Annotated in this window: 13 protein-coding genes, 2 tRNA genes and 1 rRNA gene; 11 read left to right on the forward strand and 5 right to left on the reverse strand. The window is 63.7% G+C overall.

All coding sequences use genetic code 11. The features are described from left to right. The first annotated feature begins 23 nt into the window (after nucleotides 1-23). The 4 genes from AC0MAZ_RS09950 (at nucleotide 24) to ccoM (ending at nucleotide 1,645) form a co-directional block, all read left to right on the forward strand. Nucleotides 24-719, forward strand: a complete 696-nt coding sequence (locus AC0MAZ_RS09950; protein ID WP_203647730.1) for a M949_RS01915 family surface polysaccharide biosynthesis protein — start codon at nucleotides 24-26, stop codon at nucleotides 717-719. Between the two features lie 112 nt (nucleotides 720-831). After that, entirely contained in the window at nucleotides 832-1,158 is a 327-nt protein-coding gene (locus tag AC0MAZ_RS09955; protein WP_110739592.1) for an aspartate-semialdehyde dehydrogenase, read from the forward strand. Between the two features lie 73 nt (nucleotides 1,159-1,231). Beyond that, nucleotides 1,232-1,393, forward strand: coding sequence for a hypothetical protein (locus AC0MAZ_RS09960; protein WP_177330824.1), 162 nt, complete (start codon nucleotides 1,232-1,234; stop codon nucleotides 1,391-1,393). Nucleotides 1,394-1,528: 135 nt separating this feature from the next. Next, nucleotides 1,529-1,645 carry a cytochrome c oxidase subunit CcoM gene (ccoM, locus tag AC0MAZ_RS09965; protein WP_023629476.1) on the forward strand — a complete coding sequence of 39 codons (117 nt, stop codon included), beginning with the start codon at nucleotides 1,529-1,531 and terminating at the stop codon, nucleotides 1,643-1,645. A gap of 128 nt (nucleotides 1,646-1,773) precedes the next feature. On the opposite strand, the gene AC0MAZ_RS09970 is transcribed toward ccoM, so the two are convergent. Then, nucleotides 1,774-2,502, reverse strand: coding sequence for an SDR family oxidoreductase (locus AC0MAZ_RS09970; protein WP_203647728.1), 729 nt, complete (start codon nucleotides 2,500-2,502; stop codon nucleotides 1,774-1,776). 101 nt (nucleotides 2,503-2,603) lie between these two features. Between AC0MAZ_RS09970 and AC0MAZ_RS09975 the strand changes: the two genes are divergently transcribed. After that, a complete protein-coding gene (locus AC0MAZ_RS09975; RefSeq protein ID WP_203647727.1) occupies nucleotides 2,604-3,383 on the forward strand; it encodes a LysR family transcriptional regulator in 780 nt (259 codons plus the stop codon). A 103-nt stretch (nucleotides 3,384-3,486) separates the two neighbouring features. On the opposite strand, the gene AC0MAZ_RS09980 is transcribed toward AC0MAZ_RS09975, so the two are convergent. Beyond that, entirely contained in the window at nucleotides 3,487-4,245 is a 759-nt protein-coding gene (locus AC0MAZ_RS09980) for an SDR family NAD(P)-dependent oxidoreductase (protein ID WP_234562510.1), read from the reverse strand. Nucleotides 4,246-4,360: 115 nt separating this feature from the next. On the opposite strand from AC0MAZ_RS09980, the gene AC0MAZ_RS09985 reads away from it, so the two are divergent. Both AC0MAZ_RS09985 and AC0MAZ_RS09990 read left to right on the forward strand, forming a co-directional pair. Continuing rightward, nucleotides 4,361-5,281, forward strand: a complete 921-nt coding sequence (locus tag AC0MAZ_RS09985) for a LysR family transcriptional regulator (protein ID WP_475860962.1) — start codon at nucleotides 4,361-4,363, stop codon at nucleotides 5,279-5,281. Between the two features lie 125 nt (nucleotides 5,282-5,406). After that, on the forward strand, nucleotides 5,407-5,727 hold the full coding sequence (locus AC0MAZ_RS09990) for a DUF2025 family protein (RefSeq protein ID WP_232855825.1): 321 nt from the start codon (nucleotides 5,407-5,409) through the stop codon (nucleotides 5,725-5,727). A gap of 347 nt (nucleotides 5,728-6,074) precedes the next feature. Here AC0MAZ_RS09990 and AC0MAZ_RS09995 read toward each other — a convergent pair whose 3' ends face one another. Beyond that, nucleotides 6,075-8,660, reverse strand: a complete 2,586-nt coding sequence (locus tag AC0MAZ_RS09995) for a bifunctional diguanylate cyclase/phosphodiesterase (RefSeq protein ID WP_232855826.1) — start codon at nucleotides 8,658-8,660, stop codon at nucleotides 6,075-6,077. Nucleotides 8,661-8,710: 50 nt separating this feature from the next. After that, nucleotides 8,711-9,787, reverse strand: a complete 1,077-nt coding sequence (locus tag AC0MAZ_RS10000; protein WP_234562514.1) for a diguanylate cyclase — start codon at nucleotides 9,785-9,787, stop codon at nucleotides 8,711-8,713. Between the two features lie 125 nt (nucleotides 9,788-9,912). Here AC0MAZ_RS10000 and AC0MAZ_RS10005 point away from each other — a divergent pair, with 125 nt between their 5' ends. After that, nucleotides 9,913-11,007, forward strand: a complete 1,095-nt coding sequence (locus AC0MAZ_RS10005; protein WP_203647721.1) for an MBL fold metallo-hydrolase — start codon at nucleotides 9,913-9,915, stop codon at nucleotides 11,005-11,007. On the opposite strand, the gene AC0MAZ_RS10010 is transcribed toward AC0MAZ_RS10005, so the two are convergent. Continuing rightward, on the reverse strand, nucleotides 11,004-11,879 hold the full coding sequence (locus AC0MAZ_RS10010; RefSeq protein WP_232855828.1) for a formate/nitrite transporter family protein: 876 nt from the start codon (nucleotides 11,877-11,879) through the stop codon (nucleotides 11,004-11,006). The two genes, AC0MAZ_RS10005 and AC0MAZ_RS10010, sit on opposite strands and share 4 nt — an antisense overlap. Nucleotides 11,880-12,336: 457 nt before the next feature. Here AC0MAZ_RS10010 and AC0MAZ_RS10015 point away from each other — a divergent pair. The 3 genes from AC0MAZ_RS10015 (at nucleotide 12,337) to AC0MAZ_RS10025 (ending at nucleotide 14,136) form a co-directional block, all read left to right on the forward strand. Next, a 16S ribosomal RNA gene (locus AC0MAZ_RS10015) occupies nucleotides 12,337-13,873 on the forward strand. Nucleotides 13,874-13,959: 86 nt separating this feature from the next. Next, nucleotides 13,960-14,036, forward strand: a tRNA-Ile gene (locus AC0MAZ_RS10020). 24 nt (nucleotides 14,037-14,060) lie between these two features. Then, nucleotides 14,061-14,136 (forward strand) — tRNA-Ala (locus AC0MAZ_RS10025). Nucleotides 14,137-14,289 lie beyond the last annotated feature (153 nt).

Raw genomic sequence — 14,289 nt, forward strand, 5'->3', positions numbered from 1 at the left:
CGTCACGAGGGCCACGCGCCAACATGGTTGCCAAGCACCGCTGGTTGAACGTCACCCTGGGCCTGGGCAGCCTCGCGCTGTTGGCCGCCTGTGAACAGAAGAGCTTCGAGGTCCTGCCGCCTATTCCGGTCGAGCAACTGGAGGTGCTCGGTGTGCAGACGCCGATCAAGAGCGTGCACTTCCACGACCGTGAGGGCGAAGGCCTGCTGGTGCTGAGCCGGGCCGATGGCCAGGCCACCGACCCCGATACCGAGGAGGAAGTCGACAAGGTGGTGCTCAAGGCCACACTGTATGGCCGCGCTGCCGGTGGTGACGCCTTCAAGGCGCGCTGGCAGATCGAGCAGGAGACCACCTGCGCCGGGCTGGACCTGGACGTCGACTTCTATACCGATGTCAGCGATGTCGGCGACCTGAACAAGGACGGTGTCGCCGAAGTGACCGTGGCCAGCCATGCTTTCTGCGGCGGCGGCATCGACCCCCATGACATCGCCATCGAGATGCGTGAGGGCCAGGCGATCTACACCATCACCGGCCAGTCGCTGATCAGCCCGCCCGGTGAGGACGCGTTCGGCGGCGAGCGCGAGGACAGCGCCTCGCTCAAGAGCGCCCCGCAGGTCGTGCGCGAGCACATGGATGCTGTCTGGCAACAGGTCTACAAGCGGCCCTGGAGCGAGTCGAGCGCCGCGCCCGACGACGACCCGGACGAAGAAGCCGAGTAAGCCCGCGCTATACTCCAGCGCAGTGTGGCCTTGTGATACGCCGCACACCTTTGACCGCGGGCATTCAAGGCGGCGCACCACCAGCCGATAACAAGGCTACAGGAGACCCATCATGCTGCCGCCGATCATCCCGCTCAGTGCCGCCCCCGTGACCTCGCAACAGGATCCGGTCAAGCCGCCGCCGACCATCCCGCCGGTGGTACCCGCGCAGCCGACCTCCAGTGACGGCACCATCGACCTCAAGCACCACCGCGACCCCGAGGAGCAGACCTTGCTGCTGCGCGAGGAGCAGCGCCGCCAGCAGCAACGGCGCAAGCAGGCCGAAGGGGACCGCTACGAAGCCGTGCCCGGCGAGGAGCTCAACGCCGACAACACCGTGCCGGTGGCGCCGATGGGCGAGCGCACGCGTCAGGGGTTGCTGGTGGATATCGAAGTCTGACCAGGCTCTGTACCCTAGTCAGCGTTGCCGCTTGCCTTCATCATGAAGGCCTCTGCTGTCCGTCGAGCCCACTATGAGCCAAGACAACCTGATCGATTTCGGCGCCGAACGCGCCAAACGCATCCACGACCTCAATGACAAGCGCCTGAACGACATGCGCCAGGCCTTCGAGCAGGCCATGCCGCTAACCCAGGCCAAGAAGAAAAAGCCCAAGGGCAAACCCAAGAAGCGCTGAAACTTGATGCAGGTCAACCCTGCACCCGCCTCGCGCGCCCGGCCTCGGGCGCCATTGACTCCGGTCAATTTTCCCCCTCCCGGCATTGGTTACCTTGCACCCATCGGATGACGGCACATCAAGGGAGGGGCCGACATGTTCTTCGACAACGTGGTTATCGCCGGTGTGGTAACGGTCGGGTTGATGTTGGCGTTCTTCGCCGGTCTGGGCATTTTCATCTGGAAGGACTCGAAAAAGCGCAATCAGCGCTGATCCTTCCCGATTCACGAGCACGCAAGGCATTTAGGGCGACTTCGGTCGCCCATTTTTTTGCCTGTATTTTCATCACGGGGTGGGGCCTGCCGACGAACGGGGCGCATCGCGCCCCGGATACATCCATCTCAGGGCTGCTGGGCGGTCGCCGCCAGCACGATCTCGCGAATGCACACCTGCTGCGGCTGCTGGTAGGCCCAGACGATCGCCCCGGCCACATCCTCGGCACTCAGCACCACGCCACCCATGTCATTGGCCTTCCACGCCTCGTAGTCGCGCTTGATGCCCTCGTCGGTGGTGTGCCCGAGCAACTCGGTCTCCACCGCGCCCGGGGCGATGGTCACCACCCGCACATTGTGCGGCGCCAGCTCCTCGCGCAGGTTCTCCGACAGCCCGTGCACGGCGAACTTGCTGCCCACGTAGGCGACATGGTTGGGGAAGGTCTTGCGCCCGGCCACGGAGCTGACGTTGATCAGCGTGCCGTGGCGCCGCTCGATCATCCCGCTGACCAGCGCATGCACGCCGTTGAGCAGGCCCTTGACGTTGATGTCGAACATGCGCTCCCACTGCTCTGGATCCTGCTCGTGCATCTGCCCCAGCAGCATCACGCCTGCGTTGTTCACCAGGGCATCGGCCGGGCCGTACAGCGCTTCGGCCTCGGCCACGGCGGCGACCAGCGCCGCCCGGTCGCGGATATCCACGGCGCGGCACAGGCAATCGGGGAGCGCCAGCGCCTCGAGGCGTTCCAGGCGTCGGGCGATCAGCAGCAGCGGATGCCCCGCGGCGCTAAAGCGCCGGGCGGTGGCGGCGCCGATACCGGAGCTGGCGCCAGTGACGATGATCAGGGGTTTGTTCATGGTTGCCTCCAAGGCATAATCACTTTCGATGGCCAAGATTCTAGATAGCGCTCGCGGCCATGAAAAACGGCTTATTTCTCTGGCTGGCATCGGTTCTATCTATGGATATCCGTCATCTCAAGGCATTCATCGCGGTCTTCGAAGCGCGCAACATCACTGTAGCCGCCCAGCGTTTGTGCGTGGCCCAGCCGACCTTGTCGGTGACCATTCGCCAGCTGGAAGAGGACCTTGGCGCCGAACTGTTCCTGCGCCAGGCCCGCGGCGTCGAAGTCAGCGAACACGCCCGCGAGCTGTATCCCCAGGCCTGTCGCATGGTGGCCGAGGCCGAGGCCTTGCGCCTGCGGTTTCGCCAGGGGCAGGAGCGGGTGCCATTGGCGCTGGGCATCGAGGCGGACATCGCGCCGGCCCAGGTCGAGGCCTGCGTGCGCCTGGCCAGCCAGGCGGTGGCTGGTTTGCAGTTGACCCTGCTGGAAGGCTGCGACGGCGACGCTCGCTTGGCCGACGAGGCCCAGCGTTGCGAGGATGAACTGTTCCTGGCGCTGTGGGAGGAAGCGTTCGTGCGGGTGATGGCCACCGGCAGCCAGCCGGACGGGCGCTGGGTCACCTGCCCGCAGCACCCTTCGCACCAACGCCTGATGGGCTTGTATGACGGGGGCGAGCAGGTCGGTCAGGCCGGTTCGTTGCAACTGGTCCTGGCCATGGTCGCCGCCGGGCAAGGCGCGGCCTGGTTGCCGCAGTCGCTGGTCGAGCGTTGCCCGGGCGTCTACTGGCAGCCGGGCAGTGGCCTGGCGCTGCGGCGTCGGGTCGGGCTGTGCATGTCCCACGAGGCCTTGGCACTGCCCGCCGTGGCGGCGCTGCATCAGGCCCTGAGCCGCGTTTGAAGGGTGGTAGGCGTTTCTACGTGTAGGAGCGGCCTTGTGCCGCGAAAGGGCTGCGCAAGGCCGCTCCTACACAGGAACTGCGCATCGACTGGACAACGCGCGCCTAGAGAAACATCCCCCCAGACACCTCCAGCCGCTGCCCCGTGATCCAGCCATTGCCATCCTCCAGCAACAGGGCGATGGCCGCACCGATATCGTCGGGCAGGCCGACGCGTCCCAGCGCCGTGTTGCCGGCGATGTAGTCATTGACCTGCTGGTTGTCGCGCACCACGCCACCGCCGAAGTCGGTCTCGATGGCGCCCGGCGCAAGAATGTTCACGCGGATGCCGCGCGCGCCCAGCTCCTTGGCCTGGTAGCGGGTCAGCACCTCCATGGCGCCCTTCATGGCCGCATAGGCAGCGTAGCCGGGCAGGGCGAAGCGGGTCAGCCCGGTGGAGATGTTGACGATTCGCCCGCCGTCGGCCAGCAGCGGTAGCAGGCGCTGGGTGAGGAAGAACGGCCCTTTGAGCTGGATGTTCAGCAACTGGTCGAACTGCGCCTCGCTGGTCTCGCTGAACGGCGCGTTCAGGCCGATGCCGGCGTTGTTCACCAGGAAGTCCAGCTGGCGGCGGCCGAACTGCTGTTCGAGGATGTCGCCCAGGCGCTCGGCGAAGGCGGCGAAACTGGCACTGTCGCTGACATCCAGTTGCAGCATGGCGGCGCGCACGCCGGCCTGCTCCAGCGAGGCGGCCACGGCGCGGGCCTCGTCGGCCTTGCTGTGATAGGTGCCGATGATGTCGATACCGCGAGCGGCCAGGTGTTCGGCGGTGTTCTTGCCCAGGCCGCGGCTGGCGCCGGTGATCAGTGCGATCTTGCGAGTCATGTCGATTACCTCGGTGGGGTGGCTGTTGAATGACAGGTTATTGATCGGTTGATGGCTGTTAAATCCACGGATTCCGGAAATACTGTTCGTATAGAATGGACAATCGGAGCCCGTGATGAACAAGCTGGAGCTGTTGCGCACCTTTGTCAGGGTCAGCGAACTGAGCAGTTTCACCCTGGCCGGCGAGAGCCTGGGCCTGCCGCGCTCGACCGTCTCCGAGCAGGTGCGGGCGCTGGAGCGGTTGCTCGGCACGCGCCTGTTCAACCGCACCACGCGACGGGTGCAGACCACCCAGGACGGCGCCTTGCTCTACGAGCGCAGCAAGGACCTGCTGTCGGGCATGGACGAGATCGAAAGCCTGTTCAGCGCCGACGATGCCGAGTTGGCCGGGCGTTTGCGCATCGACCTGCCGACCATGATGGCGCGGCGGCTGATCGTGCCGGCGCTGCCAGGGTTCCTTGAGCGTTTTCCGCGTCTGGAGGTGGAGCTCAGTTGCACCGACCGCCAGGTCGACCTGCTGCGCGAAGGCTTCGACTGCGTGATGCGCATCGGCGCGCTCAGCGACCTGGATGTGGTGGCCCGTCCGGTGGGGCGCCTGAGCATGCGCAACTGCGCCAGCCCCGCCTACCTCGAGCGGTACGGCGTGCCGCAGAACCTGCAGGACCTGGCTGGCCATCGGTTGGTCCACTACGTGCGCAACCTCGGTGCCCGCAGCGCCGGGTTCGAATACGAGCAGGAGGGCGAGCTGCGCTTCCAGGCCATGGCCGGCGTGGTCACGGTGAACAATGCCGAAGCCTACTCCGCCGCCTGCCTGGCCGGGCTCGGGCTGATCCAGGTGCCGGCGGTGGGTGTCGCTGAACACCTGCGCAATGGTGAACTGGTATCGCTGCTCGAGCCCTGGCAGGCGCGGGCCATGCCGGTGTCGCTGCTGTATGCGCGGCAGCGCCATGTGCCGCGCCGGGTCCAGGCGTTCATGAACTGGCTGGCGGCGCTGCTGGCGTCGCAGGTCGACCCGGTGGCGGCGCCAACCGGCTGAAACGGGAAGGGGCGAGAAAGCGTGGCGAAGATTCCGGCAGTTGCGTTAGGCTGGCACCTGCGCGTCGCCCGCCAGAGGTGACCGTTCCCTGCGTGCGTCACTTCCGAATTTTGCGAGGTTACGCCATGGCCATCACTTCCCAGGACATCTGCAACGCCGCCGACCAGCTCAAGGGTTTTGTCGGCTTCCACGGCAAGCGCGGCATTCATATCGTGCGGTTTTCCGAAGATTCGTTCGGCATGGATGTCGCCGACGACAGCATTACCCCCTGCAACGAGTTCGTCTGGCGGCCCGAGGCCGACACGCGCATGGCCTTGTGCCGGGAGCGCCTGGCCTTGCTGCTCGAGCAGCACGTGGACGACCGGCTGAACATCGGCGAGCCGCTGCGCATCTACCTCAAGCGCACCGACCTGCCGGAGATCGTGGCCGAACGCAGCCTGCGCTGAAGGCATCTTCTTGGGGTACACGCGATCCCTGTAGGAGACCGCCCAGCCCTCGGGCCACGCTGTCGCGCAGGGAACTGAGTTCACGGGTAGCCCGCGCGCCCTGTGGGAGCGGGTTTATCGGACCGCCGCACCGCCGCGAACACCGGCAGAGCCGGTGCCAGGCACCGAGTTGGATTCTTCGCGGCTAAAGCCGCTCCCACAGGGTCTAGCTAAATCAATGGGTTACGGATTTTTCTGTGGGAGCGGGTTTACCCGCGATCACCGGCGCAGCCGGTGCCATGCGCCGCAGCGCCTGCTTCGCGGGCAAGCCCGCTCCCACAGAGATACAGCTCCCTCTCCCGAGGGACTCAGGACACATCCTGCTGGCGCACCTCCCGGCCCGCCAGCAGCGCCTCGAACCCCGCCCGGTCCACCGGCTTGCTCAGGTAGTAGCCCTGGACCTCATGGCACTGCTCCTTGTCCAGCGCCTGCAGCTGCTGCTCGGTCTCCACCCCCTCGGCGGTGACCGTCAGCCCCATGGCCTTGCCCAGGTTGATGATGGCCTGGACCACCGCACGGTCGTTGCCGCTCTGGCTGCTGAGCCCGGCGATGAAGCGCTTGTCGATCTTGATGCTGTCAAACGGGTAGGTGCGCAGGTAACCCAGCGACGAGTACCCGGTGCCGAAATCGTCCATGTTCAGGCGCACGCCCAGCTCTTTGAGCGCGAGCATGGTGCCCAACGCGCCTTCGATGTCGTTGAGCATCACGTTCTCGGTGATCTCCAGTTCCAGGCGCTGGGCCGGGAAGCCGGTGTCCAGCAGCACCTGGCGCACATCAGCGACCACATCGCTGCGGGAGAACTGCGCCGGCGACAGGTTGACCGAGACCAGCAGTTCGTCGGGCCAGTCGCGGGCATTGCGGCAAGCCTCGGCCAGCACCCAGCGACCAAGAGGCACGATCAGGTCGCTCTGCTCGGCCAGGGGAATGAAGGTGTCCGGCCCGAGCAGGCCTTCCTCGGGATGCTGCCAGCGCAACAAGGCCTCCACCGAGACGATGCTCAGGTCGTCCAGGCGGTAGCGCGGCTGGTAGTGCAGGACGAACTCGTGCTGTTTGATCGCCCGACGCAGGTCGTTTTCCAGTTGCCGGCGGTACTGGATCTGCTGGTTCATCTCCGGCGAGAAGTAACGCCAGGTGTTCTTGCCGTCGGCCTTGGCCTGGTACAGGGCGATGTCGGCGCAGCGGATCAGCTCGCCAGCGTCGTAGCCCTGGACCCGGGTCTGGGCGATGCCGATGCTGGCGCCGATGTGCAACTGATGTTCCTCGTAGGCGATGGGTTGCTGCAGCAGGTCGAGCAGGCGGGCGCAGAAGCGGTCGATCTCGCTGCGGTTGTCCAGGCCATGCAGCACCAGGACGAACTCGTCGCCGCCCAGGCGGGCGACCAGGTCATTGTCGCGAGTGGTGTCGCGCAGGCGGCCGGCCACCTCCTGCAGTACCGCGTCGCCGGCCGGGTGGCCGAGGGAATCGTTGATCGGCTTGAAACTGTCCAGGTCGAGCAGCAGCAAGGTCAGCGGCGGTGAATCGCTGCCGCGCAACAGTGCCTGCTCAAGGTGGCGTGACAACTTGTTGCGGTTGGCCAGGCCAGTCAGGGCATCGTGCATCGACAGGTGCTGGATGCGGGCATGGGCGGCGACCTCGTCGGTGATGTCGCTGGCGGTACCGCGAAAGCCGACAAGCTTGCCCTCGTAGATGATCGAGCGCGCCGATACGCGGCAGTAGCGGTTCTGCCCGCTGGCGTCATCGTAGTTGCAGCGCAGGTTGGCCAGTTGCTGCGGGTTTTCGTCGGCCTGGCTGTCGAGCCAAGGCAAAAGCGGTGTAGTGTCGCAGGCCAGCAATTGGTTGAGCGGCTGGCCTATCCAGTCCTCTAGCCGGTAACCGGTGACGCTGACGAAGCGCTGCGACAGGTAGGTCAGGCGGTGCTGGCGGTCGGTTTCCCAGATCCAGTCCGACGCGGCCTCGGCTACCGCGCGAAAGCGCTGTTCGCTCGCCTCCAGGGCACGGTTGCTCTGCTGCAGGCGCAGCAGACTGTCGTCGATGGCGCGGGAGCTGCGCAGGGCATGGCGAAACAGGTAGAGCAGCACCAGGCCGAGCACCAGCAGCACCGCCAGCAGCGGTGGCAGGAAGGCGTGGAGCAGTTGGCGGCCCGGCAGCGGCGTGTTCCAGGCCAGGTGATAGCCGGTTTCGCCCAGGGCTATATACGGTTGTCCGGCCTGGGCAGAGCCGTTCTTCTCCAGGCGCATGCCGGTCAGGCCAGCGCCCTTGCCCAGCACGGCGAGCTTGGCCTCGGTCAGCTGGTCGACGAACACCATCACCGGCGCCTGGCGCACATCCGCCTCGCTCACCTCTTTATCCGGGCGCACCGCCGCCGCGCTGAGCACTGCGGGCCAGCCGTTGAAACGCACGAAGTGGGTCACCTGCTCGCGGGCGGGGGCCGCCTTGCGCGCCGCGTCGATGAGCGCCGCCAGGGGGCTGTCGATATGGGCGCTGGCCGGCGAGTCGGTGGGCTTGCCCTTGAACAGGGCGTAGGTGGTGCGGCCATCCTCGACCACGAACACGCCTTCGTAGCCGCTGGCGCTGTACAGCGACTCGCCGACGTTCTTCTCGTCATAGGCCCACTGCCAGTCGACCTTGCCGACCAGATGTTCGTAGGCGACGTCCCAGACGGCGTAGCTGGAGAGGAACTGGCGCGAGGCCACCAGCCGCTGCTCCAGTGCCTGGGTGGCCTGGAAGGTGCTTTGCTGCTGCGCCTGGTGGTCCAGCGTGGCGGCGATGTTGAACAGCGCCACCAGGGTGAACACGCAGGCAAGCCCGAACAGCGCGCAGAAGCCGCCGACCAGGCGGCGCACCTGCAGGCGCGAGGTGGGGCTGGAGGATGAAAGGTCGACGTTCCTGTCCATGTACGGGCGACTCCTTCAACTGCTGTCTGCGCCCAGGCCTGGGCGAAGGTTCAGTCAGGATAGGCCAGCTTGAGCATGGCGGCCTCGCCGCGGGCGAAATTGACCTGGTCGCGACCCTGGTGCTTGGCGGCGTACAGGGCCTTGTCGGCCTGTTCCAGCCAATGCTCGGGCGAGGCGAGGGTGGCGCGGAAGTCCGCCAGGCCGATGCTCAGGCTGATGCGCAGGTCCGGCAGTTGCGGGTTGCGGTAGGCGCCGACGCGCTCGCGCAGGCGTTCCATGGCCTGGCAGGCCTGGGCCTCCTGGGCGCCGGGGAGGATCACACAGAACTCGTCGCCGCCGTAGCGCCCGGCCAGGTCGTCCTCGCGCAGGCTGCGCCGCAGTTCCTGGCTGAGCTGGCGCAGCACGCAGTCGCCGACCACATGGCCGTAGGTGTCGTTGATGGTCTTGAAGTGGTCGATGTCGATCAGGGCGATGACCGCCGGCAGCTGTTGTTGCTGGCAGATCTGGAACTTGAGCAGCAGCAGGTCTTTCCATGAGCCATGGTTGAGCAGGCCGGTGAGGCTGTCGGTGCGGCTCAGGGCGCTGAGGCGGCGCTTGTGCTCGGCCAGCTTGATCGCCAGCTGGTAGCACACCCAGCCCAGGGCCAGGGGGTAGAAGGTGAGCATCGGCAGGCAGGCGAGCACCTGCAACTGCGTGGCCTGGAGCTGCAGGCCGGTGCCGAGCAGGGCGCTGGCCAGCAGCATGCCGCCCAGCTGGGCCAGCAGGCCGCGCAGCAGCACCCGTTTGCCACCGGCGGCGACGTTGTTCATGGTCATCATCGACAGGATGGTCACGGTGGGCAGCGGGTTGAAATGCATCGCCGCGGTCCAGAACCCGCCCATCAGCGAGTCCAGCAGGATGTTGCGCTGTTCGGCCTGGTAGGGCGTGGCCGAGCGCCGAGCCCACTGATAGGCCACATGAGGCCAGAGCAGGCCGTTGAACAGCAGCAGGGCCCAGGCCCACTGCGGCGGGTTCAGCGGGGCGATGGCGGCCATCACGCTGAACAGGCCGATCCCCAGGCCGATGATGCGCGGCAGGTAGATGCGCCTGACGAAAGAGAGCCCCTTGCCGCTGCGGTTGTCGATCATGGTTGTCGTTCTTCTGTGGGGCGCCGTTTATCGCATAAGTCGTGTGAATATTGTTGAACAATCGTTCATCGGCGAAAAATGACCTTACAAGCCATTTCACGGTTGATCCGACCCTGTGGAGTAATATGAAGGCTTTCCTCTTATGCGGAGTGCTGCTGCTCATGGTCCCCATGGCTACCCCCGCCGGCGAGCCGGCACCGCACCGGGACGGACGCTTTCACAACCAGGTCGAGCTGCCCCGGGATGGCGTGCTCAAGAAGCTACGCATCGGCGTCAAGTACCTGCTGTTGCGCAAGCCGCCGCAAACCCGGCCAGACGCGGCGCTGAGCCTGCAGCCGATGACCCGCCAGCAGGTGGCCGAAGCACCGGATCACAGCCTGTGGCGCCTCGGCCACTCCACGGTACTGCTCAAGCTGCGCGGGCGCTTCTTCATTACCGACCCGGTGTTCGCCGAACGCGCCTCACCGGTGCAGTGGGCCGGGCCGCTGCGCTTCCATGCGCCACCGTTGGCGCTCGACGACCTGCCGCCGCTGACCGCGGTGATCCTGTCCCATGACCATTACGACCACCTCGACGAGCAGGCCATCCGCCGGTTGGCGCCGCGCACCGAGCACTTTCTCGCGCCGCTGGGGGTGGGCGACCTGCTCATCGAGTGGGGCGTGCCGCCGGCCAAGGTGCGGCAGCTGGACTGGTGGCAGGAAACCGAGGTCGAAGGCGTGCGCTTCGCCGCCACGCCGGCGCAGCACTTCTCCGGGCGCGGGTTGTTCGACAGCAACCGCAGGCTGTGGGCGTCCTGGGTGATGATCGACGAAGGGCTGCGGCTGTTCTTCAGCGGCGACACCGGTTACTTCGCCGGTTTGCGCGAGATCGGCGAGCGCTATGGGCCGTTCGACCTGACCTTGATGGAGACCGGCGCCTACAACGTTGCCTGGCCCAATGTGCACATGCAGCCGGAGCAGACCCTGCAGGCGCACCGGGATCTGAAAGGCCGTTGGCTGCTGCCGATTCACAACGGTACCTTCGACCTGTCGATCCACAGCTGGCAGGAACCCTTCGAGCGCATCCTGGCGCTGGCCAATGCCGCCCAGGTGCAACTGAGCACGCCACAGATGGGCGAGCGGCTCAGCCTCGACTCGCCGCATCCGGGGCAGAACTGGTGGCGGCCGCGGCCATTGCCGCAGCGGGGCAGGTCATCCGAGCGGGCGGTTGTCGCGCGCTAATCCTTGACCTGCTTGTCGTCCTTCAACAGTTTCGAGGGCGGCTTGCCGCTGTCGCTGCGCACCTGGGCATGGCTGATCAAGGCGAAAATGAAGCTGCCGCCAATGATGTTGCCGGCCAGGGTGGGCAGGGCGAAGTCGAGCCAGAAGGCGCTCCAGCTCTGCTCGCCGGCCCAGACCAGATAAGACACCTCGACCGAGCCCACTACTATATGAGTGAAGTCGCCCAGGGCCATCAGGTAGGTGATCATCAGGATGATCCAGATCTTGGCGTGCTCCATGGACGGGATCATCCAGACCATGGTGGCGATCATCCAGCCCGAAACGATGCCCTTGGCGAACATCTGGCCGATATCGTTCTCCATCACCTTGCGGCCCACATCCAGGAAGGCGATGTCGGTCTTGCTATCGAAGATCGGCAGTTCGAGCATTACCCAGGCCACCAGCAGGGTGCCGGCCAGGTTGCCGAGCAGGACGATGGTCCACAGGCGCAGCAGGCGGCCCAGGTTGATGAGGGTGGGGGTGGTCATCAACGGCAGCACGGCGGTCAGGGTGTTCTCGGTGAACAGTTGCTGGCGGGCGAGGATCACTGCCAGAAAGCCTGCGCTGTAGCCCAGGCTGGCGACTACCTGGGCGCTGTCGCCCTCGGGCAGGCGAGCATAGAACAGCCCCATGGCCATCAATGACAGGCCCATGGTCAGGCCGGCCGCCAGCGCCGACCACCACAGGGCGGCGAGGGTGCGCTCCAACTCCTGGTCGCCCTGGGCGCGGATGATCTCGTGCAGCACCGCCGCCCGGGGCGGCTGGTTATGGCTGACTTCCTGCTCTTCGTCCGGCGACAGCCCCGGGGTCTTCTCGCTCTGTGCATCGCTCATGGCAGCCGCTCCGCTTGCGTGTTTCTCTACAGAGCGGCAACCGCGCCGAATAGTTGCCGAGCGGCCGCCGGATGGCGATCGAAAGTTTTTTCAGATCAAGGTGTTGACTCTGAAATCAAACCGCGTATTATTCGCCTCCTCGCAGCGTTGAACGCCACGAGGCAAGCGGTAAGTTGTTGAGGTTGAAGGTGTTTGCAGAAAACGACTTCGAAATAAACTTCAAAATAACGCTTGACAGCAAATGAGGAAAGCGTAGAATGCGCGCCTCGGTTGAGACGAAAAGCTCTCAGCCAAACGCTCTTTAACAAATTGAATCAAGCAATTCGTGTGGGTGCTTGTGAGTATGGACTGATAGTCGCCAAGATTATCAGCATCACAAGTGGCCATGCGAGAAATCACATAGTCATTTGAGATTGCTGAGCCAAGTTTAGGGTTTCTTAAAAACCCAAGCAGTATTGAACTGAAGAGTTTGATCATGGCTCAGATTGAACGCTGGCGGCAGGCCTAACACATGCAAGTCGAGCGGATGAGAGGAGCTTGCTCCTTGATTCAGCGGCGGACGGGTGAGTAATGCCTAGGAATCTGCCTGGTAGTGGGGGACAACGTTTCGAAAGGAACGCTAATACCGCATACGTCCTACGGGAGAAAGCAGGGGACCTTCGGGCCTTGCGCTATCAGATGAGCCTAGGTCGGATTAGCTAGTAGGTGAGGTAATGGCTCACCTAGGCGACGATCCGTAACTGGTCTGAGAGGATGATCAGTCACACTGGAACTGAGACACGGTCCAGACTCCTACGGGAGGCAGCAGTGGGGAATATTGGACAATGGGCGAAAGCCTGATCCAGCCATGCCGCGTGTGTGAAGAAGGTCTTCGGATTGTAAAGCACTTTAAGTTGGGAGGAAGGGTTGTACGCTAATACCGTGCAATTTTGACGTTACCGACAGAATAAGCACCGGCTAACTCTGTGCCAGCAGCCGCGGTAATACAGAGGGTGCAAGCGTTAATCGGAATTACTGGGCGTAAAGCGCGCGTAGGTGGTTTGTTAAGTTGGATGTGAAAGCCCCGGGCTCAACCTGGGAACTGCATCCAAAACTGGCAAGCTAGAGTACGGTAGAGGGTGGTGGAATTTCCTGTGTAGCGGTGAAATGCGTAGATATAGGAAGGAACACCAGTGGCGAAGGCGACCACCTGGACTGATACTGACACTGAGGTGCGAAAGCGTGGGGAGCAAACAGGATTAGATACCCTGGTAGTCCACGCCGTAAACGATGTCAACTAGCCGTTGGAATCCTTGAGATTTTAGTGGCGCAGCTAACGCATTAAGTTGACCGCCTGGGGAGTACGGCCGCAAGGTTAAAACTCAAATGAATTGACGGGGGCCCGCACAAGCGGTGGAGCATGTGGTTTAATTCGAAGCAACGCGAAGAACCTTACCAGGCCTTGACATGCAGAGAACTTTCCAGAGATGGATTGGTGCCTTCGGGAACTCTGACACAGGTGCTGCATGGCTGTCGTCAGCTCGTGTCGTGAGATGTTGGGTTAAGTCCCGTAACGAGCGCAACCCTTGTCCTTAGTTACCAGCACGTAATGGTGGGCACTCTAAGGAGACTGCCGGTGACAAACCGGAGGAAGGTGGGGATGACGTCAAGTCATCATGGCCCTTACGGCCTGGGCTACACACGTGCTACAATGGTCGGTACAGAGGGTTGCCAAGCCGCGAGGTGGAGCTAATCTCACAAAACCGATCGTAGTCCGGATCGCAGTCTGCAACTCGACTGCGTGAAGTCGGAATCGCTAGTAATCGCAAATCAGAATGTTGCGGTGAATACGTTCCCGGGCCTTGTACACACCGCCCGTCACACCATGGGAGTGGGTTGCACCAGAAGTAGCTAGTCTAACCTTCGGGAGGACGGTTACCACGGTGTGATTCATGACTGGGGTGAAGTCGTAACAAGGTAGCCGTAGGGGAACCTGCGGCTGGATCACCTCCTTAATCGAAGACATCAGCCTGCTGATGAGCTCCCACACGAATTGCTTGATTCATTGTGTAAAGACGATGCTGTAACGCGACCCTGTTATAGGTCTGTAGCTCAGTTGGTTAGAGCGCACCCCTGATAAGGGTGAGGTCGGCAGTTCAAATCTGCCCAGACCTACCAATTACTTGGTGCGGCCTAGTAAATGGGGCCATAGCTCAGCTGGGAGAGCGCCTGCCTTGCACGCAGGAGGTCAGCGGTTCGATCCCGCTTGGCTCCACCACTCTTTCAGGTTTCGCAGCACTGCTCAGAACTTAGAAATGAACATTCGTTGATGAATGTTGATTTCTGACTTTTGTCAGATCGTTCTTTAAAAATTCGGATATGTGATAGAAATAGACTGAACACCAGTTTCACTGCTGGTGGATCAGGCTAA

The organism is Pseudomonas sp. A (assembly GCF_056270345.1).